The organism is Hydrogenophaga sp., from assembly GCF_030373245.1.
In the GTDB taxonomy this organism is placed as follows: Bacteria; Pseudomonadota; Gammaproteobacteria; order Burkholderiales; family Burkholderiaceae_C; genus Hydrogenophaga.
In genome coordinates, this window is record NZ_JAUCZF010000002.1 from 459,166 (window position 1) to 483,721 (window position 24,556).

Sequence of the window (24,556 nt, forward strand, 5' to 3'; positions counted from 1 at the left end):
CCATGCCGCGCCGCCAAACTCCTCTGCCGCTGTCTTTACCCGCGATGTCGCAGGCGCTCAGCGATCCGGCGGTGGACAAGCGCATCGAGGTCTTGCGCTGCGTGGCCCAGGGTGGCTCGATCTCGCAGGCCGCGCGTGAAACCGGCATCAGCTACAAGGCGGCCTGGCAGGCCATCGACACTTTGAGCAACTTGAGCGGGCGCACGCTGGTGGACCGCACAGTGGGTGGCGCGGGCGGTGGCGGCGCGCAGATCACGGAACACGGCGAGCAGCTGCTGTTGATGGCCGATGCGCTGGCGCAAGCGCGGGCCCAGGTGATCCAGCGCCTGAGTGGAGCGGCCTCGCTTAGCCACGCGCTGGGTCTGCGCACCAGCATGCGCAATCAGTTGCCGTGCCAGGTCGATGGGCTGTACGCCTGCGCCGATGACGACCCTGCGATGGGTGTGCGGCTGCGCACCGCCGGTGGCGCGGTGCTCACCGCCAGCGTCACGCGCGAGAGTGCCGATCTGCTCGGCTTGGCGCCCGGTCTGTCGGTGCTGGTCATGTGCAAGGCAATGGCGGTGACGGTTCGGCGCGCCACCGCCCGTCAGCGCAGTGGCGATGGTGCAAGCCGCTCGGGCAAGTGGTGCGTGCTGCCCGGTGAAGTGGAACGCATGGCTCCGGGCGCAGCCCGCGACGAGGCAGTGCTTGCGCTGCCTGGCGGTGGTCACTGGGTGGGGTTTGCGGATCACCCAAGCCAGCTGGCGGTTGGCGATGCGGCATGGGCCCTCATGGCGCCGGCTGCGCTGGTGATTGGACTGTCTGGCTGAGGCGCTCGGGCAGTCAGCGCCCAGTCGCGAGGAAGCAGAGCAGGACGGGACGTTCAGGCGCCGGGTTTGCGCGTGCGCAGTCGGCGGTAAATGGTGGCGCGGCTGATGCCCAGCGCGCGCGCCGCCTCGTCCACATGGCCTCCCGCGTCTTGCACCGCCTTGCGGATGAGCGCGGTCTCGTGGTCTTTCAGGGGCACGGCGTGGGTGCTGCGCAGGCTGCTGCGGCCCTCGACCTTGGCGGCCTGTGGCTGCACCAGCACCTGCAGGCGCAGACCCGACCAGAGCGGAACCTCCATCTCGCTGCGGTGCTGACCCGCGGCGTCAAACAGCTCGCGAGGCTCGACCGCAAACACGTCGCTGCAATGACCCCGCGGTGCGGCTGGGTGGATGCCCAGCATGTCGCGTGCGGGTCGGTTCATGCCGGTGATGAAGCCCTCACCATCCACTGCGACCAGGCCATCGTTGTCGTCGCCCAGCACGCGGCCAGGCCAGTTCAGGCGCAGCAGCCAGCGATGTGGCATCGACAGGGTCATGGCGTTTTCGATGCTGCGAGCTGACTGCATGACCAAGTGCTTGAGTGCGGGCTGCTCCACCACGTTGACGCCAGTGAGGTCGAGCATGCCTGCGCACTGACCATCGGGCCCCATGATCGGCGCGCCCGCACAGCTGAACATGCTGGTGTGGTCAAAAAAGTGTTCGCCGCGGTGAAGCCACACTGCCTGCTGCTCGGCCAGTGTGGTGCCGATGGCAGTGGTTCCCACCGCCGCTTCTGACAGGTCTACCCCGACGCGTGCGATCGCCCGGGCCACCGGATCGTGCCGGTCGACCGGGCCGTGCACCTGCAGCGCTGTGCCATGTGCATCGGTCAGGATGGCGAAGTAACGCGTGTGCAGCATGGCGCGCGCGAGCGTGTGGATCACCGGCATCGCCACATTCAGCAGCGGCTGGCTGGCCTCCAGGGCGCGTTTGAGCTGTGCATCGGATACCGGCTCAAAGGCCACCGCGTGTTGCGGCTCGTGGCCCAGGGCCAGGCATCGCCGCCAGGAGCGCTCGATATCGGCCGACAATCCGCTCACCGTGCCCACATGGCCCGCGCGGAAGACTGCCTCGCGAGCGGTGGCGATCAGGTGCATGCGCTGGGAGTCGGCAGAGAGGGCGGAAGTGGTCAAGGTCGTGAAGTAGCTTGGGCGGGACCGGGCACATCGGTCCGTTATTTAATCAGTTCTTGGCTCGGGATGCACGCGCGAGCAGCTGTCGTTGACGGTGGGGTTTGCCTAGGGAGATTCGAACAGCCTACCTAGGAGCCCGTCGGACTTGGGGAGCGTCGGCCGCAAGTCTGGCGAAAACTGTCATCGCTGGGGCCGATTTTGATGAAACCTTCGGTTTTCGCTAGCGACGCCCCAAGCCCGACAAGCTCCTAAGTATCAGATTCAGGGAGCTGCCAGGTGCGGCCGGTCAGCCTGCGCAGCTTATCCAGATCGGCCAGGGTGTCGAGGTCGCGCACATGGTGATCGTTGTCGGTTGGCCAGTCGGTGATTTGCTCGGGATGTTGTGCGCGCCAGGGCTTGAGTCCCTGGCCTTGGCGCAAAACAGCTTGCGCCACATCGCGGCGCAAGATTACCGGGTGGCCCGGCTGGCCTTGCACGCTGGGCCAAAGGATCGCCGGTTTGCGTGCGCTGTCAGTGAAGGCGTCACAGACCGAGCGCAGGTCTTGGCCATTGAGCAAGGGCAGATCCGCCAGCAGGACCATCACCGCGTCGATGGCTGGATCGGCAGGCCCTTCCAACAACCGACACAGTCCCAGCTGGAGCGAGCTGGCGGGGTCTTCCCCAGGGGCTGGGTTGTGCGCCACCGATACCCCACTGGGCGAGGGGCACTGAGCCAGTGCTTTCTGGATTCGACTGGCGTGGTGACCGAGCACCAGCACCGTGTGTTGCACCGGCAAGCAATCCAGCGCCCGCAGCAAGCGCATCAAAAGGGGTTCACCGTCGACGCGGATGAGGCATTTGGGCAAGTCACCCATGCGCGAGCCCGCGCCTGCCGCGAGGATCAAGACGCCTAGGCGCGCGTTCAATCCACCACCTCAAGCCGAGTGCGATCCGGTGAAGCACGCCGCCGCCGACCCGCCCCCGGGCAGTTGCTGCTCTTTGGCAGGTCCGACTCGCATGTCGCGCGGCAGCGGCACGGCGTTTTTCACCGCCAGCACCTCGGCCATGACGCTGACTGCGATCTCCGACGGCGTCTTGCTGCCGATGTAAATGCCGATCGGCCCGCGCATGGCTGACAGGCTGTCTTCGGTCTGCTCAAAGTGTTCGATCATGCGGGCTCGCCGCGCTTCGTTGTTGCGACGCGAACCAATGGCACCGACGTAAAACGCCTCGCTGCCCAAGGCTTCGAGCAGGGCGAGATCGTCGAGCTTGGGATCGTGGGTGAGGGCGATCACGCACGTTCGACGGTCGACGAGAAAGGCCTTCACCACATCGTCGGGCATACCGGCGTCCAGCGTCGCGCCCGCCACCTGCCAGGCGACTCGGTAGGCCTCGCGCGGGTCGCAAACGGTCACCGAGAAGCCACAAAACATGGCCATGGTGGCCAGGTATTCGGTGAGCTGACCGGCGCCGATGAGCAGCATGCGGTATTCGGGACCAAAGCAGTTGCACAGCCAAGTGCCGTCGTCGTTCAGAGTTTGCGGTTTGGCGGCCGCTACCAGCACGACCCGCCCGGTGGCGATCTCGGTTTGGCGCTCCATCAGCTGTCCGTTGCTCAAGGCCTGCACCAGGGCCTGCAGCGGCGCCACCTCGGGGCTGAACTCCAGCAGCAGCTCCAATGTGCCACCACAGGGCAGGCCGAAGCGGTGTGCCTCGTCGGCGCTCACGCCGTAGGTTACGCGCTTGGGCGGGCCGCTGGGGATTTCGTGGCTGATGCCGGCCGATGGCGCCGCGCCGGCGCTGGTGTTGGCCCGGCTGTAGCGGTGGATCAGATCGTCTTCAATGCAGCCGCCCGAGACCGAGCCGACCACGGCGCCGGTCTCGCACAGCGCCATGACAGAGCCCACCGGACGCGGCGATGAGCCCCAAGTGCGCACCACGGTGGCCAGCAGGGCGCGCTGCCCCTGGGATCGCCACTGCAGCAAGCTGCGCAGCACGGTGAGATCGAGGTTTTCCATGGCAGTTTCCTCCAAAGTCCGTGGCCGGATCGGCTGGGACGGACGCAAATGTGAAACAGCTTCAGCGCGTGGCGAACCAGACCGCTGCGGCCACCGCCGCGGCGGCTGCAACCCAGCCCCAGGCCGGCAATCCAGCGCTGGGTGCCTGTGCTGGCGCGGCCAAGGTGGTTGCAGCTTCGGGCGCTGGGTATAGAAGTTGAAGCTCGGCCTCGAAGCGCTTGAAAAAGTCTTCGGCCAGGTTCTTGGCCACGCCATCGATCAGGCGCTGTCCCATCTGTGCGATCTTGCCGCCCACACTGGAATGCACGGTGTAGTGCAACTCGCAACCGCTTTCCAGCGGTTTGAGTTCGACCGACGACTGACCCTTGCCGAAGCCGGCCACACCGCCTTGCGCATCGAAGTTGAGTTTGTATCGGTGTGGCGCCTCGATGTCGGTGAGCTGCACCTTGCCGGTGAAGCGGGCCGCCACCGGCCCGATCTTCAGCGCGGTGGTCACGGCATAGCCGTTGTCGCCGGCGGGCTCGAATTTCTCGCAGCCGGGGATGCAGGCTTTGAGTACATCGGCGTTGTTGAGCGCATCCCAGGCCTGCTGCTGGCTGGCGGTGAGGGTGCGTTGTCCTTGCATGTCCATGGCGGGTCTCCGTCAAAAAAAGGTCTGCGGTTTTCAGCGCTTCATCAGCCGGGCCATGGCCTGCGCCAGGTCTTCCAGCCGCGAGAGGTTGTGCACCGCGAGCATGCCGTGGGCGTGGCGGTGCAACACCTGGGCGCCACTGGCGAGCGGCGCGTAACCATCGAAGCGCAGCAGGGGGTTGAGCCAGAGCAGCTGACGGCAATGGCGTTTGAGCCACAGGAGTTCGGCATCGAGCGCAGCCGGCTCGCCGGTGTCCAGGCCGTCGCTGATCAGCAGCACCACGGTGCGTCGCCCGATCAGGCAGCGCGCGTGGCGCTCGCGTAGCGTGGCCAGCGAGGCGCCCAGGCGGGTGCCGCTGGCGAAGTCGGCGATTTGTGCGTTGGCCGCTTCCAGCATGTGATCGGTATCGCAGTGGCGGAAGGCGGGGCGCAGATCGGTCAGCTCGGTGCCGAAGGCAAACACCGAGCGCGGGGTGTGGCGGGTGGCGTTGTGCAGAAACGCGAGCAGCAGCCGGGCGTAGCGCTCCATAGAGCCCGACACATCGACAACCACCAGCAGCGGTAGCGGCTGCGCGCGGCGCTCGCGGCCGGGGATCCACAGCAGCTCACCTTCGAAGCGGCGCGCCTGGTTCATCGCGGCGGCCCAGTGCGGCCGCTGGCCGCGCAAGCCAGCGCGGGTGCGCCGCCCGGGCACTGGAGGAAGCGGCAGCGGCACCTCGCGCACCAGCCGCTCGATGAGCCGGAACTCGCTGGCGTTGAGGGTTGAGAAATCGGCGTGGCGCAGGCGCTGCTGGTCGCTGGCGGTCATGGCCGCGTCGAGCCGGATCTCGCTTTCCTTGCGTGGTCCCTGGGCCGGGGTCTTGGCGGCGGCCAGCGCTTCCTGCACCCGCGCCTTGCGGTTTGGTGGCTGACCCTGGCGCACCTTGGGCAGCATCTGGGCCAGCAGCTGCTGCGCCAGTTCGGGATTGCGAAACAGGGCGTCGAACAGCTGGTCGAACACCTCGATGTCTTGCTGCCGGCTCACCAGCAGAGCGCGCAGGGCTGCGTGCAAATCGTCTCTTCGGTTGATGCCCACCAGCCGCACTGCATCGATGGCCAGCGCGATGCGACTGCTGTCCACCGGCACGCCGGCGCGTCGCAGCGCTCGGCCAAAGCCGGTGATGTTGTCGGGCAGCTTGCCGCTGCGTGCGTCACCGAGTCGCATGGTCCAAGCCGCTTGCTGCCTCAGCCGCTCAGGCGGGCTCTGGCTGCAGCAGATCGTTGATCAGCGGGAGCAGCGCGGCCACGTCTTCGCGCTGCTTGAACAGAATACCGGCCGTGTCCTGGACCACTTCGGGGTCGAGCATGAGCGTGTCCAGCGCCACCAGCGCCTTGGCCCATTCCACGCTCTCTGCGATGCCGGGGCTGCGCTGGAAGGCGCTGGCAAAGGGCAGGCTGCGAAGACGCGAGACAAATTTCGTGATCTGTTCGGTGAGCGCTGGCCCAGCTTCGGGCACCTGGCTTTGCACAATGGCCAGCTCGCGCTCGCGCTCGGGGTAATCCATCCACTGGTAAAGACAGCGGCGTTTCACCGCATCGTTCAGATCGCGGGTGCGGTTGCTTGTGAGGATGGTGACTGGCGCTGCCTGGGCCTTGATCGTGCCCAGCTCGGGAATCGTGACCTGGTATTCGCCCAGGTATTCGAGCAGGAAGGCCTCGAAGGGCTCGTCGGCCCGGTCCACTTCGTCGATCAACAGCACCGCGCCTGGTTCAGGCGCCTGTAGCGCCTGCAACAGGGGACGGCGAATCAGGTAGCGCGGCTGGTAGACCTCGCGCTCGATTTCATCTGCTGTGACCGTTTCTTGCGCAGCGCGCATGTGCAGCAGCTGCGCGGTGTGGTTCCACTCGTAGAGCGCTTCGCGCTGTTCCATGCCGTCGTAACACTGCAGGCGCAGCATCGGCCGCCCCAGCACCTTGGCCAGCGCCTTGGCCAGCTCGGTTTTGCCCACGCCTGGCTCCCCTTCGAGCAGCAGCGGGCGCTGCAGCTTCATGGCGAGAAACACCGATGTGGCGAGCTGGCGCGGCGCGTGGTAACCCACCCCCTGCAGGGCGTGGGTCAGGTCGTCGATGGAAGCAAAGCCGTTGCTGCCGTCAGCCATTGGCCTGCTGCACCGCGCGCTGGGTCTGCACCTTGATCAGCTGCGCTCGGAAGGCGGCGCTGGCGTGGAGGTCGGCATTGAGCTCGCCGGCGTCGATCGCCACACCCTCCACCGCCTCGGGCGTGAAGCTCTTGGAGAGCGCTGCTTCAAGACCCGCGTGGCGGAACACGCCATTGCCTGCGCCGGTGATCGCCACGCGCACGCCACTGGCCGTTTGCGCCACGAACACGCCGACCAGCGCAAAGCGCGAAGCCGGCTGGCGGAACTTGGCATAGGCCGCTTTCTGGGCTGCCGGAAAGTGGATCGCGGTGATCAGCTCGCCTTCTTCCAGCGCCGTGGTGTACATGCCCTGAAAAAAGTCGTCGGCGGCGATTTTTCGCTTGTTGGTTTGCACCGTGGCTCCCAGACCCAGCACCGCGCTGGGGTAGCAGGCGGCCGGGTCGTTGTTGGCCACCGATCCACCCAGCGTACCCATGGCGCGCACCTGCCGGTCGCCAATGCCCCCAGCCAGCGCGGCGAGCGCGGGAATCAGGGCCTTCACATCGGCGCTGTCGGCCACGGTTTCGTGCTTGGTCATGGCTCCGATGACCAGAGTGGCGCCCTCTTTTTTGATGCCACTCAACTCGGCCAAACCGGCCAGGTCGATCAGCGATTCGGGCTGGGCCAGGCGCTGCTTGAGCGAGGCGATCAGCGTTTGTCCACCAGCCAGGGCCTGGCCGCCAGCCGAAACCCTGGCCAGCGCGTCGGCTATGGAGGCGGGACGTTCGTAAGCGAATGCGTACATGGAGTTCTCCTCAGGCTTTTGCGTTTTGAATGGCGGTCCAGACGCGGTTCGGGCTGGCCGGCATGTCGAGGTCCTTCACGCCCAGCACGCTGAGCGCGTCCAGCACCGCGTTGATCACCGCCGGCGGTGAACCTATGGCGCCGGCCTCTCCGCAACCCTTGGTGCCCAGCGGGTTGGTGGTGCAGGGAGTGCACTCATGGCCGATCACGATGTTGGGGAAATCGTCTGCCCTTGGCATGGTGTAGTCCATGTAGGAGCCGGTCACGAGCTGTCCCGTTTCACGGTCGTACACGCAGTGCTCCATCAGCGCCTGACCAATGCCTTGCACCACGCCGCCGTGCACCTGGCCTTCCACCACCATGGGGTTGATGATGGTGCCGAAATCGTCCACCGCGGTGAAGCGGTCCACCCGCACCACGCCGGTGGCTGGGTCCACTTCCACTTCGCAGATGTAGGTGCCAGCGGGGAAGGTGAAGTTGGTCGGATCGTAAAACGCGGTTTCGTTCAGGCCGGGCTCCAGCTTGTCCAGCGGGTAGTTGTGCGGCACGTAGGCAGTCAACGCCACTTGGCCGAAAGTGACCATCTTGTCGGTGCCCTTGACCTTGAATTCGCCGCCGGCGAAGTCGATGTCTGCATCGCTGGCTTCCATCAGGTGGGCCGCGATTTTCTTGGCCTTGGCTTCGATTTTGTCCAGCGCACGCATGATGGCCGCGCCGCCAACCGAAATGGAGCGCGAGCCGTAGGTGCCCATGCCGAACGGCACCCGTCCGGTGTCACCGTGCACGATGTCGACCTGATCGGGCGTGAGGCCCAGACGGGCCGCCACCACCTGCGCGAACGTGGTCTCGTGGCCCTGGCCATGGCTGTGCGATCCGGTGAACACCGTCACGCTGCCCGTGGGGTGCACGCGCACCTCGCCGCATTCGAACAGACCGGCGCGCGCGCCCAGCGCACCCGCCACGTTCGATGGCGCCAGGCCACAGGCTTCGATGTAGCTGGAATAGCCCACGCCACGCAGCAAGCCCTTGGCTTTCGATGTGGCTTTGCGTGCCTCCAGGCCATCCACCTCGGCGAGCCGGTTGGCGTGGTCGAGTAAGGCGTTGAAATCACCCGTGTCGTATTGCAGCGCCACCGGGGTCTGGTAGGGAAACTCGGTGATGAAGTTGCGGCGGCGAATCTCGTCTTGTGACAGCCCTATTTCCCAGGCAGCGCGGCTGACGATGCGCTCCAGCAAATAGGTGGCTTCCGGCCGCCCGGCGCCACGGTAGGCATCCACGGGCGCGGTGTTGGTGAACCAGGCGTCTACCTCCACGTAGACCTGTGGCGTCTTGTACTGGCCGGCCAGCAGAGTGGCGTACAGGATGGTCGGCACGGCCGGTGCAAAGGTCGACAGGTAGGCGCCCATGTTGGCATCGGTGTGCACACGGAAGGCGAGGAACTTGCCGTCTTTGTCCATCGCCAGTTCGGCGTGGCTCACGTGGTCGCGGCCATGGGCATCGCACAGGAAGGCCTCCGAGCGGTCGCAGTTCCACTTGATCGGACGGTTGAGCTTTTTGGAGGCCCAAGTAAGACACACATCTTCGGCGTACAGAAAAATCTTGGCACCGAAACCGCCGCCCACATCGGGCGCGATCACGCGCACCTTGTGTTCGGGCAGGCCCATGACAAAGGCTGTCATCAACAGGCGCTCGACGTGGGGGTTCTGGTTGGCCACGTAAAGCGTGTAGTCGTCGCCAGCACGGTTGTAGTGGCCGATGGCCGCGCGTGGTTCCATCGGGTTCGGAGCCAGGCGGTTGTTGACCAGGTCAATCTTGGTCACGTGGGCAGCGCCGACAAACGCCTTGTCGACCTCGCCTTTGTCGCCAATAGCCCATTTGTAGCAATGGTTGTCGGGGGCCATGTCGTGCGAGGCGGGTGCGCCAGCGGCCTTCGCATCGCGCACATCGACCACCGCACCCAGCGGCTCGTAGTCAACCTCAACCATCTCGGCGGCGTTGCGCGCCTGCTCCAGCGTTTCGGCCACCACCATCGCCACGTGGTCGCCCACGTAGCGCACCTTGTCGAGCGCCAGGATCGGGTGTGGCGGCTCCTTCATGGGCTCGCCGTTGGTGCTGGTGATCAGCCAGCCGCAGGGCAGGCCGTTGATCTTGTCGGCGGCCACGTCCTGGCCATCCAGAATGCCGATCACGCCCGGCGCCTTGAGTGCGGCGGCCTTGTCGATGCTGCGGATCTTGGCATGTGCGTGCGGCGAGCGCACGAAATACGCGAAGGTCATGTTGGCCAGCACGATGTCGTCGGTGTACTGACCGGCACCGGTCAGAAACCGGTAGTCCTCCTTGCGGCGGACGGATTCCCCGATGTGGGGAAGAATGGCGAAGTCGGATGCACCCATGTTTGTCCCCTTAGGCTTTCATGTCCGCTGCACCCTGCAGCACGGCTTTCACGATGTTCTGGTAACCGGTGCAACGGCACAGGTTGCCCTCGAGCGCCTCGCGCACCTCGGTTTCATTGGCGTTGGGCTGGCGCGTGCACAGGTCGAGCGCGCTCATCACCATGCCGGTAGTGCAGAAACCGCATTGCAGCCCGTGGCACTCTTTGAAGGCGGCCTGCATCGGGTGCATGGTGCCGTCGGCCGCGGCCAGACCTTCGATGGTTTCGATGTGGGTGTCTGCGGCCTGGGCCAGCAGCATGTTGCAAGACTTCACCGCCTTGCCATTCATCAGCACCGTGCAGGCGCCGCACTGGGCGGTGTCGCAGCCTACGTGGGTGCCGGTGAGCTTGAGTTGGTCGCGCAACGCGCTGACGAGCAGCGTGTGGGGTGCTGCTTCCACAGTCACGGCTTTGCCGTTGACTTTGAGTTGAACCTGCATGTCTGTCTCCTTGAGTTTTGGTCCCAGCGAAGTGAAACACGGCCGATTGACCGTCTGATTGGGTGATAACCCTCAATTCAATTAGGTGCCATCAATCATTCTCAAATTGAGACGGAACCGGGTTTGATTTCGTTTGAATAAATCGGATGAATTGAGTGAATAAATATGAAAGTTAAGTCATAAGTGTTTTAAGGACTGATTCTTGAATAAAGGGCCAGTCGGATGACTAAATTCTCTCTGCGGAGCTCGGTGTCTCAATCTGAGACTTTCTGATGCTCTGCCGCCGATACGCGGGTAAACCCGGGGCCAATGGTGGTGCCATAACGAAGTAATCTTATGAGCCGTCCTACATAACTTGCCGATCGGCAGGCACACCGATCCCAACTCCGGAGACAACCATGCAGAAGGTCCTTCACATCAACCCGGACAAATGCACCGGCTGCTTGCAGTGCGAAATGGCCTGTTCGTTCGAGAACTACGGCACCTACGCCACCTCCAAATCGCGCATCAAGGTGTTTGACTTCCACCACACCGGCAAGAAGGTGCCCTACACCTGCACGCAGTGCGATGAAGCCTGGTGTCTGCACGCCTGCCCGGTCGAGGCGATCACGCTGGACAAGGTGACGGGCGCCAAGGTGGTTAACGAGACCACCTGCGTGGGCTGCAAGGTCTGCACCATCGCCTGCCCGTTTGGCACCATCAACTACGTGCAGGAAACCGGCAAGGTCCAGAAGTGCGACCTGTGTGGCGGAGAGCCGGCGTGTGCTGAAGCCTGCCCGACCGCGGCGATCACCTTTGTGGACGCCAACTGGACCGGAATCGACAAGATGAAGCAGTGGGCCGACAAGCTGGGCAACCAGCCTTCGGCCGCCTGATCACCGTTTTCAAGGAGCAAGCACATGTCTTGGGCTGGAAAAATTCTCCGCGTCAACCTGACCGCGGGCACCGTTGTCTCTGAGGCGCTGAACATGGAGTGGGCCCGCGCCTACCTGGGTTCGCGCGGTCTGGGCAGCAAGTACCTCACCACCGAGATCGATCCCAAGGTGGATCCGCTCTCGCCCGACAACAAGATCATCTGGGCCACTGGCCCGCTGACTGGCACCATGGCCTCCACTGGTGGCCGCTACACGGTGATCACCAAGAGCCCGCTGACGGGCGCCATTGCCTGTTCGAACTCGGGCGGCTACTGGGGCGCCGAGCTCAAGATGGCCGGCTGGGACATGATCATCTTCGAGGGCAAGTCACCCAAGCCGGTGTACCTGTTCATCAACGACGACGTGGCTGAACTTCGCGACGCAGCCCACCTCTGGGGCAAGAGCGTCTGGGAAACCGAAGAGATGCTCAAGACCAGCCTGCAGGACCCGCTGGCGCGCGTCTCCAGCATCGGCAAGGCGGGTGAAAACGGCGTGCTGTATGCGGCCGTGGTCAACGACCTGCACCGCGCGGCGGGCCGCTCCGGTGTGGGCACGGTCATGGGCAGCAAAAACCTGAAGGCGATTGCGGTGCGCGGCACCAAGGGCGTGGGCAACATCCGCGACCCCAAGGCCTTCATGAAGACCACGTTCGAGAAAAAGAAGATCCTGGCCGAGAACGCGGTCACCGGGCAGGGCCTGCCGGCCTACGGCACCCAGGTGCTGATGAACGTGATCAACGAGATCGGCGGCCTGCCCACTCGCAATCACCAGGACGTGCAGTTCGAAGGTGCCAAGGACATCTCGGCCGAAGCCATGGTCACGCCGCGCGAGAGCGACGGCAAGAAGCAGCTGGTGACCAACCAGGCCTGTTTCGGTTGCACCATCGCCTGCGGTCGCGTGAGCAAGATGGACCCGAACCACTTCACGGTGCAGAACAAGCCGCAGTACTGGGGGGCCTCGGGTGGTCTGGAGTACGAAGCGGCATGGGCGCTTGGCGCGGCCAACGGCGTGAACGATCTGGAGGCGTTGCAGTACGCTACGATGCTGTGCAACGAGGAAGGCATTGACCCGATCAGCTTCGGCGCCACGGTGGGCGCTGTGATGGAGCTGTACGAGATGGGCGTGCTGAACAAGGAGCAGGTCGGCATCGAGGCCAAGTTCGGTTCTGCACAAGCGCTGGCCTTTTTGACCGAAGAGACCATTTATGGTCGTGGCTTTGGCAAGGAAATCGGTCAGGGTTCCAAGCGGTTGACCGCCAAGTATGGGCATCCCGACCTCAGCATGTCGAGCAAGGGTCAGGAGTTCCCGGCCTACGACGGCCGTGCGATCCAGGGCATCGGCCTGGCCTATGCCACCTCGAATCGCGGCGGTTGCCACCTGCGCGGCTACACCATCGCGTCCGAGGTACTGGGTATCCCGGTCAAGACCGATCCGGTGGAGTCCGAAGGCAAGCCCGAACTGGTGAAGGCTTTCCAGGACGCGACCGCCGCCTTCGATTCGTCAGGCCTGTGTGTGTTCACCACCTTCGCCTGGGGCGTCGCCGATCTTGCGCCGCAGCTGCAGGCAGCCTGCGACGAAGCCTTCACCACCGAAGAGCTGGAGAAGATCGGCGAGCGCATCTGGAACATGGAGCGAGAGTTCAACAACGCTGCGGGCTTCACCGCCAAGGACGACAGCCTGCCCAAGCGCCTGCTGACCGAAGCCGCCAAGACCGGAGCCTCCAAAGGCATGGTCAGCAAGCTGCCCGAGATGCTGCCCAAGTACTACGCCGCACGCGGCTGGGACCCGGAAGGCCGTCCGACCGCCGAGACCCGAAAGCGCCTGAGCCTGTGAGCGTGGCCGCTGTGGCGGCCTTGTGATCAAAACCTCGCCGCTGCCGCGGCCGGGTGAGCGAAGCTGCCACTTCGCTCACCGGGTCCCGAAGCGGCGAAGTTCTTGGCTCGTTGACGATCCGAATTCGACTGGAGATTTCCATGCACCACGTCATCCTGGGCGCCGGTCCTGCCGGCGTCATCGCCGCCGAGACCATCCGCAAACACGCGCCGGCTGATCGCATCACCCTGGTGGGTGACGAGCCCGAGCCGCCGTATTCGCGCATGGCCATTCCCTACCTGCTGATCGGCAACGTCGATGAGTCGGGCACCTACCTTCGCAAGAGCCCGACGCATTTCACCGATCTGCGCATCGACCTGGTGCGCTCGCGCGCCAAGTCGGTCGACGTCGAGCAGCGCTGTGTGGCTCTCGACGACGGCCAGGTGCTGGCGTTCGACAAGCTGCTGATCGCCACCGGCTCGACGCCGATACGTCCGCGCATCCGTGGCATCGACATCAAAGGCGTGCACAACTGCTGGACCCTTGAAGACGCGCGCGCCATCATGGCGCTCGCAGTGCCCGGTGCCCGGGTGTTGCAGCTCGGCGCTGGATTCATCGGCTGCATCATCATGGAAGCGCTGGCCGCGCGCGGTGTGCAGCTCAGCGTGGTGGAAATGGGCGATCGCATGGTGCCGCGCATGATGGGCCCCACCGCCGGCGGCATGATCCGCGACTGGTGTGAGACCAAGGGCGTGAAGGTGTACACCGGCACCAAGGTCGAGTCAATCGAGGCTGGCGCGCCATTGAAGGTGAGGCTCTCCGACGGCAGCCACGTGCCCGCTGATCTGGTGATCAGCGCCGCCGGCGTGCAGCCCGCCATCGGCTTCCTGGAAAATTCCGGCATCACCTGTCTGCTTGGTGTGCTGACCGATGAGCACTTGCAAACCAATGTGCCGGGCATTTACGCGGCGGGCGACTGCGCCGAGGCCTTCGACAAGGTGAGCGGTCAGACCATCGTGAGCGCCATCCAGCCCAATGCGGCCGAGCAGGCGCGTGTGGCAGCGCTCAACATGGTGGGGCAGGCAGGCGTACTCAAAGGCGTGACGCAGATCAACGTGCTCGATACGCTGGGCCTGGTGTCAACCAGTTTTGGTAACTGGCAGGGCGTGCCTGGCGGCCAGCAGGTAGAGCTCACCGACAAGGCCGCTGGCCGCCACCTCAGCCTGCAGTTCAAGGACGACGTCATGGTCGGCTGCAATTCGGTCGGCTGGACCGAGCATGTGGGCGTGATGCGCGGTCTGGTCGAAGGCCAGGTGCATCTGGGTGAGTGGAAAGACCGGCTCATGCACGACCCCACGCGGCTCATGGATGCCTACCTGGCCAGCGCCCAGGCACAGGGTCAGTGGAGCGGGGCTGCAGACGAGCGCCGCCGGTGACAGACCGAATGAAGATCACCTTCAAGCTGTTTGCCACGCTGACCGACTACCTGCCCGCCGACGCGCGTCGCAGCAATCAGGTCGAGCTCGATGTCGACCCGGCCACGCCCATCAGCCGCATCATCGAGCCCTTCGGCCTGCCGCCCAAGCTGGTGCATCTGGTGCTGGTCAACGGCAAGTACATTGCGCCCGAAGATCGCATGAGCGCCACGCTCGTCGAGGGCGACGTGCTCGCCATCTGGCCCCCGATCGCCGGCGGCTGAACCCATGCAGTCCAGCTACGCTGAACAGTTTCAGCGCGACATGGGGTGTACCGAGCGCGAGTGGCTGGGCTGGCTGCCAGCCGCGCTCGGTGACAACGCCTGGCAGCTGGATGGCAGCGGTGCACGCGTGGACATTGCCCCTGGCCATCTGCAACTTCGCTGGGAGGCGCAGCCGCCGCGGGTGATTGCCCTCATGCGCATGCCGGTGCTGCGGGTCAGTTTTGCCTTCACCGGCCTCGACGCTGCGCAGCGCTACGCGTTCATGAAACGCTTCGACCTTTACATGCAGCGCGGCGGCGGATGAGGGCTCCCGCCCAAAACAGAACAAAGGCCGCGTTCAGCGGCCCTTGTGATGGAAGGTCAGCGGTTATCAGGCCGTGGCAACTTCCGGTTCCGGCAGGGCCACCCGGCCGTCGGTGCTCAACCGGTAGTCGTTGAACACATGCTCGGCGCTCAGCAACTGGTACTGGCCGTCGCTGCCACGCAATGAAGTGTCTTTCAGCCGCCAGGCGCTTTGACCGCAGGTCCAGATGTCGAAGTTGCGCATGTGGGTGCACAGGCAGGTCTTGTCGGTCACCGAGAAACGTTTCTCGCCCGGATGGGCTGCGAGTTCGCGGTTGTAGGACGTGACGTAGGCGCACTTGCCGTTGGCATCGAGCAGATACCCGTAAGCCTCGCAATTGGGGCGGATACCGTCTCCAATGCCCGGGCTGGCCTTGATCATGCGCATCGGGTAGCCGGTAGGCGAGATCTCGTTGACCTCAATGTCGTCCTCGACGGCCTTGAAGTACTCCTGTTTGATGTCGTCGGGCAGGCCGCATTCTCGTGTGACGGTGAAGCGCGTGGCGACCTGTACGCCTGAGGCACCCATTTCCATGAAGCGCACCGCGTCGCTGCCCGTGAAAATGCCGCCAGCCGGGATCACCGGGAAGTCCAGCTGCTCGGTCTTCATCCAGGCCAGGATTTCGGCCACGATGGTGGCCAGGTCGTACTGTGCCCAGTCCATGCCAAAGCCCAGGTGGCCACCCGCCAGCGGGCCTTCGACCACCACGTAATCGGGCAGGCGGTTGAGGCGACTGTTTTTCTTGAGAAACAGCTGCAGCGCGCGAAGCGACGAGACGATGATGCCAAGCTTGGCGTCTCGAAAGCGGGGGTGGTCTTCGATCAGGGCCAGCGAGCCCAGGTGAAGGCCTGCAGCCAGTGTGATGCCGTCAATGCCTGCATCGAGCGCCGAGGCCATGCGCACCTTGAGCGTCTCTTTGGGCGCGTTCATGGTGAGCTTTTCCATGCAGTTGATGAACACCAGGCCGCTGCCCGCCTTGCGCGTCATGGTCTTCTCGACATGCATGCGGGTGGCTTCGGCCAGATGGCCGAGATCGAACTTCACTCCCGACTTGTCTTCGGAGTCGACGTTGTACTGGTACTGCTTCTGCTTCGCCTTGACGTATTTGGTCTTGTAGCGGCGGTCGGTCACGGTCTTGACCATGGCGTCACTGATGTGGCCCACGCCGCCCAGGCGCGCCGCCTCCAGCGCCAGGTCGGACGAGGAAATGTCCACGCCCATGCCCCCAATCATGATGGGCACCAGCTCGTGGCGGCCCATGCGCATGCGGTAGTCGTCCAGTTGTCTCATGTGTGCTCAGGAAATCCGTCTTCAATCCAAGCTTAACCGCATCGCGCGGCGGGCAGTGCCGCAAGGGCGCGGCAGCGTCGTGGGTATCTGATTCGAAGACACCAAGTTCACGATTCGATATTCTCAGACAAAGTTGTGACAACTCGACGCGATGTGGACAGAGTCCTTGCGATGGGTCAAGGCATGGTCGCGAGGTTGGTCGGGTGGATCAGATACCCCCGGGAGATCGTTACCATGGCCCCACGGACATGCCAGGTTTCTCTCCTGGCCTGGCGCACCCCGGGAGGTCTTGCATGAGCGGCAACACACAGGTCACCATCACCCGCCAGTCGGGCTATCAGTTCCTTGTGGACTTTGGCGAAGGCTTGCCACAGTGGTTGGCCGATGAACCTGCGCCCCTGGGTGAGGGAAGCGGGCCGGCACCTGATCACCTGTTGCTGGCTGCAGTCGCCAACTGCCTGAGCGCCAGCCTGCTGTTTGCATTGCAGAAGTTCAAACAGGACCCGGGTCGCCTGGTCGCCACCGCTTCGCCCCTTGTTGAGCGCAACGATCAGAAGCGTTTGCGCATCACGGGCATGCGGGTGCAGCTCTGCCTGGGCAAGCCAGCAGCCGAAATCGAGCACCTGGACCGGGTGCTGGCGCAGTTCGAAGACTTCTGCACCGTTTCCATGAGCGTGCGCCAAGGCATTGACATCTCGGTGCAGGTGCTCGACGCCGCAGGCGTCCAGCTCAAGGGGTGAGAAACCACGCGGCGGCGCTGCGCATGCCGGCCCAGGTCAGCAACAGCGAGCCGAACAGGTGCAGGCTGGTCGAGCCAGCCGCCAGTGCCCAGCGCCCTTGTTGCAGCAGCGTGACCACCTCCAGGGAGAAGGTGGAAAAGGTGGTGAGTGCGCCCAGGAAACCGGTGATGATCGCCACCCGCCATGCCGGATCGATCTGGGCCTGGCTCTGGAAGAACACCACCGCCACGCCGACCGCGTAGGCGCCCACCCAGTTCGCCGCCAGCGTGCCCCAGGGCAGGGTGGCCTGCGTTGTGCTCAGCCACAGGCCGAGCTGCCAGCGCGAGATCGCGCCGACAGAGGCGCCGATGCACAGGGCCAGGGCGGTCAGCACGGGGAGTCTCCGTCAGTGCCTCAGAACGGCGGATCGCCGTCATCACCCGAGGCGGTGACGGCTTCGCGACGCGCCCGAGCAGGGGTGACGATTTCGACGTCGGTCGCGGCGGGCGCACCCAGCTCCAGTTCACCACCCAGGGCGGCGATGAGCGCCGGGATCAGCTTCTGCAGCTCACCGGTCGCCAGCGTCACATTGGTGTCGAAGCCGCTTTCACCATCGTCGCTGCGGTCGTCGAACACGCCTTCCAGGAAGTTGATCTTTTTCAGCTGCAGCGATTCGGTGAGTACCAGGCCGATGCGGCCTTCCCAGCTCAGGGCCAGTCGCGTGGGCAGCTTGCCCTCGGCGATGTGCTGGCGCACCTCGTCGGTGGCCAGGTTGTGGCGGGTGAAACGCACCACCGATTTCTCTTCGTCGGCCGACTTCAACTCGCACTCGCGCTCGACATGAAAGCCCTCGGGCCAGGCGTCGGGCGAGGTGGCGGCCAGCCACTGCGTCATGGCCGTCTGGGGCGTGACCGAGGTCTGCAACAGCTGAATGGCCAGACCGTCGAAAGCACGCACCAGGGCCGTCACCAGCTCGTCGAGCTTGCCCTGACTGCTGGCGTCGGTCACCAGCCAGCCGTTGGCCGGATCGATCCACACCCAGGCGCTGCTTCGGCGAGGAAAAGCCTGGGGCAGCAAGGCAAGCAGTGCGTCCTCGCGCAGCGCCTTGGTTTCCTTCTTGCCAGGCTTGCGGCCGGTGCTGGCCTCGATGTGGTCGGCCTGCTCCTGCGCATGTTCGCGCACGACCGCGCCGGGCACAGTCTTGGTCTCGATCATCAGCTTGAGCACGCGCTGGCCAGCCACCGACTCCACCAGCGGTCCATGCGCCTCACCCCGCGGTTCGACCCATCCCACGGCCTTGTCTTGCGTTGCCCCACAGGGCGCAAAACGCGCGCCATCGAGCGCAGTTTCCATCGCTTGCAGCGTCGGCGCCCAGCCGGGTGCGATGCGGTAAAGCGTCACATTCTTGAACACAGAATTCCTTTTTTTAGATCGGTTGACGCACGCGACGCGTGCCTCGTCCGGTCAATCTTAGGGGATGTCGCGCCTGGGCCCTGGGCGGCTGCTCGGGACCGGGCTGGCGCGCAAGCGCAGGCGCTACAGCTCTTCCACGCGCCGCGCTGGGTAGCTGTCCCAGCCCTGGCAGCCAGGGCATTGCCAGAAGTGTTGCTGAGCTTCAAAACCGCAGGCCGCGCAGCGGTAACGCTTGAGCGGAGCACTCGCCTGATCCAGCGCCTGACGAATCGGTTGCCGCGCCTCAGGTTGCGACAGAGGTTCCCCTTTGAGCCACTGGTTCGCGATCACCAGCGAAGGTTCGCGCCCCAGGTGGTTCAGATAATGCAGTCGCGCCGCGGTCTCATCGGGGCTCAGGCTGGCCAGCGCTTCGGTCACATCAAGGCTGGGGGCCTGGGCCTGGGCAGCCTGCAAGGCCGCCCGGGCCTCGGTCTCTCGACCCAGGCTTCTGGCCAGGTCGGCCAGGCTGCTGGCGGCCAGGGGTAGGCCTTGTGGCGCTTGTTGGATCAGCTGGAGCAGGGAAGCCATCGCCTCGCTCGCCTGACCCGCCTGCCGGTGCAGGCTGGCCAAAGCCAGCCAGGGCCGTGCCAGCGCGGGGGCCTTCTGGCTGGCTTCGGTGAAACTGGCCAGCGCCTGAATGGTGTCACCTTGCCGCTGGGCCTGGTCCCCGGCTTCGCATAGGTAATGCGCGAGCCGCGTGGTGAAACTGCCCTGGCCAGCGGCTTCGAGGCGTTCGGCCACATGGCGGGCTTGCGGCCAGTCGCGCGAGCGTTCGTAGATGGACAACAAGGACAGCAGCGCTTCGCCTTCAAAATCCGAGCCTTCGAGTTTGTGCAAGGCGGCCTCTGCGCGGTCGAGCAGGCCAGCCTTGAGGAAGTCCAGGGCCAGCGCATGCTGCGCTCGGTCGCGGTCCTTGCGGCTGAGGTCGGCGCGCACCAGCAGGTGCTCGTGCACCCGCACGGCCCGGTCGTAGTCGCCGCGGCGGCGAAACAAGTTGCCGAGCGCGAAGTGCAGCTCAGCGGTGTCGGGATCGCTCTGCACCGCCTCGATGAAGGCGTCGATCGCCTGATCCTGCTGCTCGTTGAGCAGGTGGTTGAGGCCACGGAAGTAGGCTTTGGGCGCCGTCCGGCTGGCTACACGCCACTGGCGAAGGTCCAGGCGCGACGCGCCCCAGCCCAGGGCGAAGGCCAGGGGCAGACCCCACAGCACCCAGGTAAGGTCAAAGTCCATGTCGCACGTCGTCAGGTGTTGGCAGCAGAGTGGAATCGCCCTCCATCACGGTGCTGGCGGCGGTGGTCGATCCAGCCTGGCGGCGCGCCTTACGGGCACGCAGCCACAAAGGCAGCATGACCAGGACACCGAGCACCACCCCGAGCAGCAGCACCAGCAACAAGACCAGCACCAGCGGAGCCTGCCACTGCGCGCCAAAGAACAGCCGCAGGGTGATCGGCTCCTGGTTGTTGATCGCGAATGCGAACAGCACAAAAAAAATGGCTGCATTGAGCAGCCACATCAGGTATTTCAAATCGGTCCCTTCAGTGGTGGAACGATTGTAGCGAGCAGGGCCCGCGGGTCAGTCTGGCTGTTGGGTCGGTGCCGCCATCATCTCGGCGGTCTTCTTGTCGACCTGCTCGCGCAAGGCTTTGCCCGGCTTGAAGTGAGGCACGCGCTTTTCCGGAATCAGCACGCTTTCGCCCGAACGGGGATTGCGCCCCACCCGAGGTGAGCGCCGGTTCACCGAAAAGCTGCCGAAACCCCGGATCTCGATGCGATGGCCTTTGACGAGCGCATCGCCCATCGCATCCAGGATGGCCTTGACGGCGAACTCGGCATCGCGGTGGGTGAGCTGGCTGAACTTGGCAGCCAGCGCTTCGACGAGGTCGGAACGGGTCATGAATCTCGGATGGGACGGAGTTCGAAGAGCGTCCGGCGCCGGGGACATCGCAGGGGTTTGGCCTGCGCGTCACCGGACGCCGGAATCTGGTGCGGACGTTGCCGGTCAGCTGTTGTTGTCCAGCTTGGCGCGCAGCAGCGCACCCAGGCTGGTCGTCCCCGCGTTTTCACGCGAGGACTGCTGGCTCAGCGACGCCATGGCTTCTTGCTGGTCGGCGGCATCCTTGGCCTTGATCGACAGCTGGATGTTGCGCGTCTTGCGGTCTACGTTGACCACCACAGCATTCACTTCGTCACCTTCTTTCAGCACGTTGCGCGCGTCTTCGACACGGTCGCGGCTGATTTCGCTGGCGCGCAGGTAGCCAATGATGTCTTCGCCCAGATCGATCTCGGCGCCCTTGGCATCCACCGTCTTGACCTTGCCGGTCACGATCGAGCCCTTGTCGTTGATCGACACGAAGGTGGTGAACGGGTCACCGTCGAGTTGCTTGATGCCGAGAGAAATGCGCTCGCGCTCCACATCGATGGCCAGCACGATGGCGTCCACTTCTTGGCCCTTCTTGAAGTTGCGTACGGCGGCTTCACCGGGCTCATTCCAGGACAGATCGGACAGGTGCACCAGGCCGTCGATGCCTGCAGCCAGGCCGACGAACACGCCGAAGTCGGTGATCGACTTGATCGGGCCCTTGACGCGGTCGCCGCGCTTGGTCTGCTCGGCGAACTCGTGCCAGGGGTTGGCGCGGCACTGCTTCATGCCCAGGGAGATGCGGCGCTTGTCTTCGTCGATGTCGAGCACCATGACTTCAACTTCGTCGCCCAGCGACACCAGCTTGGAAGGGGCCACGTTCTTGTTGGTCCAGTCCATTTCGGACACGTGCACCAGGCCTTCAATGCCGGGCTCGAGTTCCACGAACGCGCCGTAGTCGGCGATGTTTGTGATCTTGCCGAACATGCGGGTGCCTTGCGGGTAACGGCGCGAAACGCCCATCCATGGGTCGTCGCCCATCTGCTTCAGACCCAGCGAGACGCGGTGCTTCTCGGTGTCGAACTTGAGGATCTTGGCGGTGATTTCCTGACCAGCCTGCACCACCTCGCTTGGGTGACGCACACGGCGCCAGGCCATGTCGGTGATGTGCAGCAGGCCATCGATGCCGCCGAGGTCCACGAACGCACCGTATTCGGTGATGTTCTTGACCACGCCGTTGACGATCGCACCTTCTTTGAGCGTTTCCATTAGCTTGGCGCGCTCTTCGCCCATCGAGGCTTCCACCACCGCGCGGCGGCTCAGCACCACGTTGTTGCGCTTGCGGTCGAGCTTGATGACCTTGAATTCCAGGGTCTTGTTTTCGTACGGCGTGAGGTCCTTGGTGGGACGGCTGTCGACCAACGAGCCCGGCAGGAAGGCGCTGATGCCGTTGACCATGACCTTGAGGCCGCCCTTGACTTTGTTGGAGGTCGTTCCGGTGACGAATTCGCCGGACTCCAGCGCTTTTTCCAGCGACATCCAAGACGCCAGGCGCTTGGCCTTGTCGCGCGACAGCAGGGTGTCGCCAAAACCGTTTTCGACCGAGTCGATGGCCACGGCGACAAAATCGCCGACTTGCACTTCGAGTTCACCCTGGTCGTTCTTGAACTCGGCCAGTGGGACGTAAGCTTCGGATTTGAGGCCGGCGTTGACCACGACGTGGCTGTGTTCGATGCGCACCACCTCTGCGGTGATGACTTCGCCCGAGCGCATCTCAGCGCGTTTCAGGGACTCTTCGAACAGGTCGGCAAAAGATTCAGACATTCAGTTTCCTAGAACCACACAGCGTCGGTTGCAGCAAGGCCGGCAAAGGCTTGCGCAGGATTCGACGGATGGGCGGCGTTGACGTGCGGTGCGAGACACCGCGGGGTTGAGTTGCAAGAACCATTCGGCCTGCGGGCTGGGAGCGCCCGGCGGTGCCGTCTGGGCCATCAAGGGGTGGTGCGATCAGTTGCCTGAAACACCGATTTGCTCTGCCACCAGATCAACACCTGCTGCACCGATTGCTCGACGCTCAGGCTGGAGTTGTCCAGCATCAGGGCATCTTCGGCCGGCTTGAGCGGGGCGTGTGAGCGGGAGGAATCCCGTTCATCGCGCGCACGCAGGTCTGCCAAAAGAGGGTCGATATTAGCAGCAATTCCTTTTGAAATCAATTGCTTATAGCGCCGCATGGCGCGTTGTTCGGCACTTGCGGTGAGAAACACCTTGAGTTGTGCATCGGGAAAGATCACCGTGCCCATGTCGCGTCCGTCGGCCACCAGGCCAGGCAACTGCTGGAAGCTGTGTTGCAGCGCGAGCAGAGCGGCCCGCACCTGGGGCACCGCCGAGACGCGCGAAGCCGCCATGCCCGCTGCCTCGGAGCGCAAGTCTTCGCTCACATCGTCGCCGCCCAGAAGGATGCGCTCGCCGGTGAAGCGCACCTGCAAGTCGGTGGCGAGCTTGCTCAGGCGATCGGCCTGCGCCGGCTCGGCCAGATCGGCGGTCGCGGTGGATAAGCCAGCGCGTTCTGCCGCCAGACCCACCAGCCGGTACAGCGCGCCCGAGTCAAGCAGGTGATAGCCCAGGTGCCGGGCCAGCTCCGCAGCCAGTGTGCCTTTGCCCGAGGCGGTGGGCCCGTCGACGCACAGCACCGGGATGTGGTGAGGCTGAGCCTCGCAGACGCCGAACAAGGCCTCGAAATAGTCGGGAAAGGTCTTGCCTACGCACTTGGGGTCTTCGATGCGCACTGGCTGCTGCGCCGGGTTGAAGGCGGCGAGGGAGAAACACATGGCGACGCGGTGGTCGTCGTAGGTGTGGATGGATGCAGGCTTCCAATCAGAGGCCTTGACGGGGGGTGTGATGCGAAGGAAGTCCGCACCCTCTTCCACCACAGCGCCGAGCTTGCGGCACTCGACGGCCATGGCGGTGAGCCGGTCGGTTTCCTTGACCCGCCAGCTGGCGATGTTGCGCAATGTGGTGGTGCCCTCTGCGTACAGCGCCATCACCGCCAGGGTCATGGCCGCGTCGGGGATGTGGTTGCAGTCGAGGTCGATGGCTTTCAGCGGCCAGCTGCCGCGACGTATGTGCAGGCGGTTGTCTTCACCGGTGATGTCGGCGCCCATGGCCCGTGCTGCTTCCACAAAGCGGATGTCACCCTGGATCGACGAGAGGCCCACGCCCTCGATGGTGATGCCGGTGTGACCCGATCGCGGCGGCGCGACGGCGCCCAGCGCAATGAAGTAACTCGCAGACGATGCATCGCCTTCCACTGCGATGCGTCCCGGTGAGGTGTAGCGACTGCCTGCAGGGATCACAAAACGGGAAGCGCCTTCCGCCCGCACCTGCACACCGAAGCGGGCCAGCAGGTTGAGCGTGATGTCGATGTAGGGTCGGGAAATCAGCTCGCCCACCACGTCGATCACCACGTCCTGCAACCGTGCTGCCAGCGGCAAAGCCAGCAGCAGAGCGGTGAGAAACTGGCTGGAGACATCGCCCCGCACGCGGATGGCTGCCCCAAGCTGCAACGGCCTCGCCTGGCCGTCGCCCAGCCGCAGCGGCGGGTAGCCAGCCTGACCCAGACATGTCACGGGGCAACCGATCTGACGCAAGGCGTCCACCAGATCGCCGATCGGGCGCTCGTGCATGCGAGGCACACCGCTCAGTTCGAACACGGCGCCTTGCTCTGTGGCGAGCAGCGCGAGGGCGGCGGTGAGCGGACGCATGGCCGTACCCGCATTGCCCAGGAAGAGCGTCGCCTGCTTCACGGTCAGCTGACCGCCCAGCCCATTGACCCGAAGGCTGCCGTCGGCCTGAGGTTGCGGCGCGCAGCCGAGCTGGTGCAAGGCTTGCAGCATCACTTGCGTGTCGTCCGAGTCGAGCAGGTCGATCACATCGGTGCTGCCTTTGCTCAAGGCGGCGAGCAGCAGCAAGCGGTTGGAGATGCTCTTGGAGCCAGGCAAGCGAACCACGCCTCCGGCGCTGGCCAGAGGCGGAATATCGAGAAATGAGGTGGCGTACATGGTGCTGGGAGCGG

At 64.6% G+C, this 24,556-nt stretch carries 24 protein-coding genes; 7 read left to right on the plus strand and 17 right to left on the minus strand.

Annotation, left to right across the window (positions count from 1 at the left end; all coding sequences use genetic code 11):
• Positions 1-2: 2 nt before the first annotated feature.
• Positions 3-809 carry a TOBE domain-containing protein gene (locus QUV25_RS07615; RefSeq protein ID WP_300862891.1) on the plus strand — a complete coding sequence of 269 codons (807 nt, stop codon included), beginning with the start codon at positions 3-5 and terminating at the stop codon, positions 807-809.
• A gap of 53 nt (positions 810-862) precedes the next feature.
• Here the strand turns inward: QUV25_RS07615 and QUV25_RS07620 are convergent, their stop codons facing one another.
• The 9 genes from QUV25_RS07620 to QUV25_RS07660 form a co-directional block, all read right to left on the minus strand.
• Positions 863-1,978: a helix-turn-helix domain-containing protein gene (locus QUV25_RS07620; RefSeq protein ID WP_300862893.1), complete on the minus strand. Its 1,116-nt coding sequence runs from the start codon at positions 1,976-1,978 to the stop codon at positions 863-865.
• A gap of 248 nt (positions 1,979-2,226) precedes the next feature.
• On the minus strand, positions 2,227-2,883 hold the full coding sequence (locus QUV25_RS07625) for a nucleotidyltransferase family protein (RefSeq protein ID WP_300862895.1): 657 nt from the start codon (positions 2,881-2,883) through the stop codon (positions 2,227-2,229).
• A gap of 9 nt (positions 2,884-2,892) precedes the next feature.
• Complete coding sequence (locus QUV25_RS07630) at positions 2,893-3,975, minus strand: XdhC family protein (protein WP_300862897.1); 1,083 nt, start codon at positions 3,973-3,975, stop codon at positions 2,893-2,895.
• Between the two features lie 61 nt (positions 3,976-4,036).
• Entirely contained in the window at positions 4,037-4,606 is a 570-nt protein-coding gene (locus QUV25_RS07635; RefSeq protein ID WP_300862899.1) for a CoxG family protein, read from the minus strand.
• A gap of 33 nt (positions 4,607-4,639) precedes the next feature.
• On the minus strand, positions 4,640-5,809 hold the full coding sequence (locus QUV25_RS07640) for a VWA domain-containing protein (RefSeq protein WP_300862901.1): 1,170 nt from the start codon (positions 5,807-5,809) through the stop codon (positions 4,640-4,642).
• Between the two features lie 28 nt (positions 5,810-5,837).
• Positions 5,838-6,743 (minus strand): MoxR family ATPase, encoded by a 906-nt coding sequence (locus QUV25_RS07645; protein WP_300862903.1) that lies wholly within the window; start codon positions 6,741-6,743, stop codon positions 5,838-5,840.
• The gene (locus QUV25_RS07650) at positions 6,736-7,527 is read right to left on the minus strand and encodes a xanthine dehydrogenase family protein subunit M (protein WP_300862905.1); all 792 of its coding nucleotides are present in this window, start codon (positions 7,525-7,527) and stop codon (positions 6,736-6,738) included. The genes QUV25_RS07645 and QUV25_RS07650 overlap by 8 nt, the downstream gene beginning before the upstream one ends.
• Positions 7,528-7,537: 10 nt before the next feature.
• Positions 7,538-9,919: a xanthine dehydrogenase family protein molybdopterin-binding subunit gene (locus QUV25_RS07655; RefSeq protein WP_300862907.1), complete on the minus strand. Its 2,382-nt coding sequence runs from the start codon at positions 9,917-9,919 to the stop codon at positions 7,538-7,540.
• A gap of 10 nt (positions 9,920-9,929) precedes the next feature.
• Entirely contained in the window at positions 9,930-10,397 is a 468-nt protein-coding gene (locus QUV25_RS07660) for a (2Fe-2S)-binding protein (protein ID WP_300862909.1), read from the minus strand.
• A gap of 398 nt (positions 10,398-10,795) precedes the next feature.
• Between QUV25_RS07660 and QUV25_RS07665 the strand changes: the two genes are divergently transcribed.
• The 5 genes from QUV25_RS07665 (at position 10,796) to QUV25_RS07685 (ending at position 15,126) form a co-directional block, all read left to right on the plus strand.
• Positions 10,796-11,272, plus strand: a complete 477-nt coding sequence (locus tag QUV25_RS07665) for a 4Fe-4S dicluster domain-containing protein (RefSeq protein ID WP_300862911.1) — start codon at positions 10,796-10,798, stop codon at positions 11,270-11,272.
• A 24-nt stretch (positions 11,273-11,296) separates the two neighbouring features.
• The gene (locus QUV25_RS07670; RefSeq protein WP_300862913.1) at positions 11,297-13,144 is read left to right on the plus strand and encodes an aldehyde ferredoxin oxidoreductase family protein; all 1,848 of its coding nucleotides are present in this window, start codon (positions 11,297-11,299) and stop codon (positions 13,142-13,144) included.
• Positions 13,145-13,284: 140 nt separating this feature from the next.
• Entirely contained in the window at positions 13,285-14,559 is a 1,275-nt protein-coding gene (locus QUV25_RS07675; protein WP_300862915.1) for an FAD-dependent oxidoreductase, read from the plus strand.
• 8 nt (positions 14,560-14,567) lie between these two features.
• Entirely contained in the window at positions 14,568-14,822 is a 255-nt protein-coding gene (locus QUV25_RS07680) for a MoaD/ThiS family protein (RefSeq protein WP_300862916.1), read from the plus strand.
• Between the two features lie 4 nt (positions 14,823-14,826).
• Complete coding sequence (locus QUV25_RS07685) at positions 14,827-15,126, plus strand: hypothetical protein (RefSeq protein ID WP_300862918.1); 300 nt, start codon at positions 14,827-14,829, stop codon at positions 15,124-15,126.
• Between the two features lie 66 nt (positions 15,127-15,192).
• On the opposite strand, the gene QUV25_RS07690 is transcribed toward QUV25_RS07685, so the two are convergent.
• Positions 15,193-16,455 (minus strand): nitronate monooxygenase, encoded by a 1,263-nt coding sequence (locus QUV25_RS07690; RefSeq protein WP_300862920.1) that lies wholly within the window; start codon positions 16,453-16,455, stop codon positions 15,193-15,195.
• 293 nt (positions 16,456-16,748) lie between these two features.
• On the opposite strand from QUV25_RS07690, the gene QUV25_RS07695 reads away from it, so the two are divergent.
• On the plus strand, positions 16,749-17,195 hold the full coding sequence (locus tag QUV25_RS07695) for an OsmC family protein (protein WP_300862922.1): 447 nt from the start codon (positions 16,749-16,751) through the stop codon (positions 17,193-17,195).
• Here QUV25_RS07695 and crcB read toward each other — a convergent pair.
• From crcB to QUV25_RS07730, 7 genes are all read right to left on the minus strand, one after another.
• The gene (gene crcB / locus QUV25_RS07700; protein ID WP_300862924.1) at positions 17,185-17,568 is read right to left on the minus strand and encodes a fluoride efflux transporter CrcB; all 384 of its coding nucleotides are present in this window, start codon (positions 17,566-17,568) and stop codon (positions 17,185-17,187) included. The two genes, QUV25_RS07695 and crcB, sit on opposite strands and share 11 nt — an antisense overlap.
• A gap of 20 nt (positions 17,569-17,588) precedes the next feature.
• The gene (locus tag QUV25_RS07705) at positions 17,589-18,587 is read right to left on the minus strand and encodes a recombination-associated protein RdgC (RefSeq protein ID WP_300862925.1); all 999 of its coding nucleotides are present in this window, start codon (positions 18,585-18,587) and stop codon (positions 17,589-17,591) included.
• Between the two features lie 123 nt (positions 18,588-18,710).
• Positions 18,711-19,856 carry a lipopolysaccharide assembly protein LapB gene (lapB, locus tag QUV25_RS07710; protein ID WP_300862927.1) on the minus strand — a complete coding sequence of 382 codons (1,146 nt, stop codon included), beginning with the start codon at positions 19,854-19,856 and terminating at the stop codon, positions 18,711-18,713.
• On the minus strand, positions 19,846-20,151 hold the full coding sequence (locus QUV25_RS07715) for a lipopolysaccharide assembly protein LapA domain-containing protein (RefSeq protein WP_300862929.1): 306 nt from the start codon (positions 20,149-20,151) through the stop codon (positions 19,846-19,848). The genes lapB and QUV25_RS07715 overlap by 11 nt, the downstream gene beginning before the upstream one ends.
• Positions 20,152-20,199: 48 nt before the next feature.
• A complete protein-coding gene (locus QUV25_RS07720; protein ID WP_300862930.1) occupies positions 20,200-20,520 on the minus strand; it encodes an integration host factor subunit beta in 321 nt (106 codons plus the stop codon).
• Between the two features lie 105 nt (positions 20,521-20,625).
• Positions 20,626-22,308, minus strand: a complete 1,683-nt coding sequence (rpsA, locus tag QUV25_RS07725; RefSeq protein WP_300862932.1) for a 30S ribosomal protein S1 — start codon at positions 22,306-22,308, stop codon at positions 20,626-20,628.
• A gap of 167 nt (positions 22,309-22,475) precedes the next feature.
• Positions 22,476-24,542: a bifunctional 3-phosphoshikimate 1-carboxyvinyltransferase/cytidylate kinase gene (locus QUV25_RS07730; protein WP_300862934.1), complete on the minus strand. Its 2,067-nt coding sequence runs from the start codon at positions 24,540-24,542 to the stop codon at positions 22,476-22,478.
• Between the last annotated feature and the right edge of the window lie 14 nt (positions 24,543-24,556).

Excerpts from the sequence above, each read along its gene's own strand:
- QUV25_RS07615 (WP_300862891.1), top strand. The coding sequence starts at position 3 with ATGCCGCGCCGCCAAACTCCTCTGCCGCTGTCTTTACCCGCGATGTCG.
- QUV25_RS07630 (WP_300862897.1), bottom strand. The coding sequence starts at position 3,975 with ATGGAAAACCTCGATCTCACCGTGCTGCGCAGCTTGCTGCAGTGGCGA.
- QUV25_RS07635 (WP_300862899.1), bottom strand. The coding sequence starts at position 4,606 with ATGGACATGCAAGGACAACGCACCCTCACCGCCAGCCAGCAGCAGGCC.
- QUV25_RS07640 (WP_300862901.1), bottom strand. The coding sequence starts at position 5,809 with ATGCGACTCGGTGACGCACGCAGCGGCAAGCTGCCCGACAACATCACC.
- QUV25_RS07645 (WP_300862903.1), bottom strand. The coding sequence starts at position 6,743 with ATGGCTGACGGCAGCAACGGCTTTGCTTCCATCGACGACCTGACCCAC.
- QUV25_RS07650 (WP_300862905.1), bottom strand. The coding sequence starts at position 7,527 with ATGTACGCATTCGCTTACGAACGTCCCGCCTCCATAGCCGACGCGCTG.
- QUV25_RS07655 (WP_300862907.1), bottom strand. The coding sequence starts at position 9,919 with ATGGGTGCATCCGACTTCGCCATTCTTCCCCACATCGGGGAATCCGTC.
- QUV25_RS07660 (WP_300862909.1), bottom strand. The coding sequence starts at position 10,397 with ATGCAGGTTCAACTCAAAGTCAACGGCAAAGCCGTGACTGTGGAAGCA.
- QUV25_RS07665 (WP_300862911.1), top strand. The coding sequence starts at position 10,796 with ATGCAGAAGGTCCTTCACATCAACCCGGACAAATGCACCGGCTGCTTG.
- QUV25_RS07670 (WP_300862913.1), top strand. The coding sequence starts at position 11,297 with ATGTCTTGGGCTGGAAAAATTCTCCGCGTCAACCTGACCGCGGGCACC.
- QUV25_RS07675 (WP_300862915.1), top strand. The coding sequence starts at position 13,285 with ATGCACCACGTCATCCTGGGCGCCGGTCCTGCCGGCGTCATCGCCGCC.
- QUV25_RS07680 (WP_300862916.1), top strand. The coding sequence starts at position 14,568 with ATGAAGATCACCTTCAAGCTGTTTGCCACGCTGACCGACTACCTGCCC.
- QUV25_RS07685 (WP_300862918.1), top strand. The coding sequence starts at position 14,827 with ATGCAGTCCAGCTACGCTGAACAGTTTCAGCGCGACATGGGGTGTACC.
- QUV25_RS07690 (WP_300862920.1), bottom strand. The coding sequence starts at position 16,455 with ATGAGACAACTGGACGACTACCGCATGCGCATGGGCCGCCACGAGCTG.
- QUV25_RS07695 (WP_300862922.1), top strand. The coding sequence starts at position 16,749 with ATGAGCGGCAACACACAGGTCACCATCACCCGCCAGTCGGGCTATCAG.
- lapB (WP_300862927.1), bottom strand. The coding sequence starts at position 19,856 with ATGGACTTTGACCTTACCTGGGTGCTGTGGGGTCTGCCCCTGGCCTTC.
- QUV25_RS07720 (WP_300862930.1), bottom strand. The coding sequence starts at position 20,520 with ATGACCCGTTCCGACCTCGTCGAAGCGCTGGCTGCCAAGTTCAGCCAG.
- rpsA (WP_300862932.1), bottom strand. The coding sequence starts at position 22,308 with ATGTCTGAATCTTTTGCCGACCTGTTCGAAGAGTCCCTGAAACGCGCT.
- QUV25_RS07730 (WP_300862934.1), bottom strand. The coding sequence starts at position 24,542 with ATGTACGCCACCTCATTTCTCGATATTCCGCCTCTGGCCAGCGCCGGA.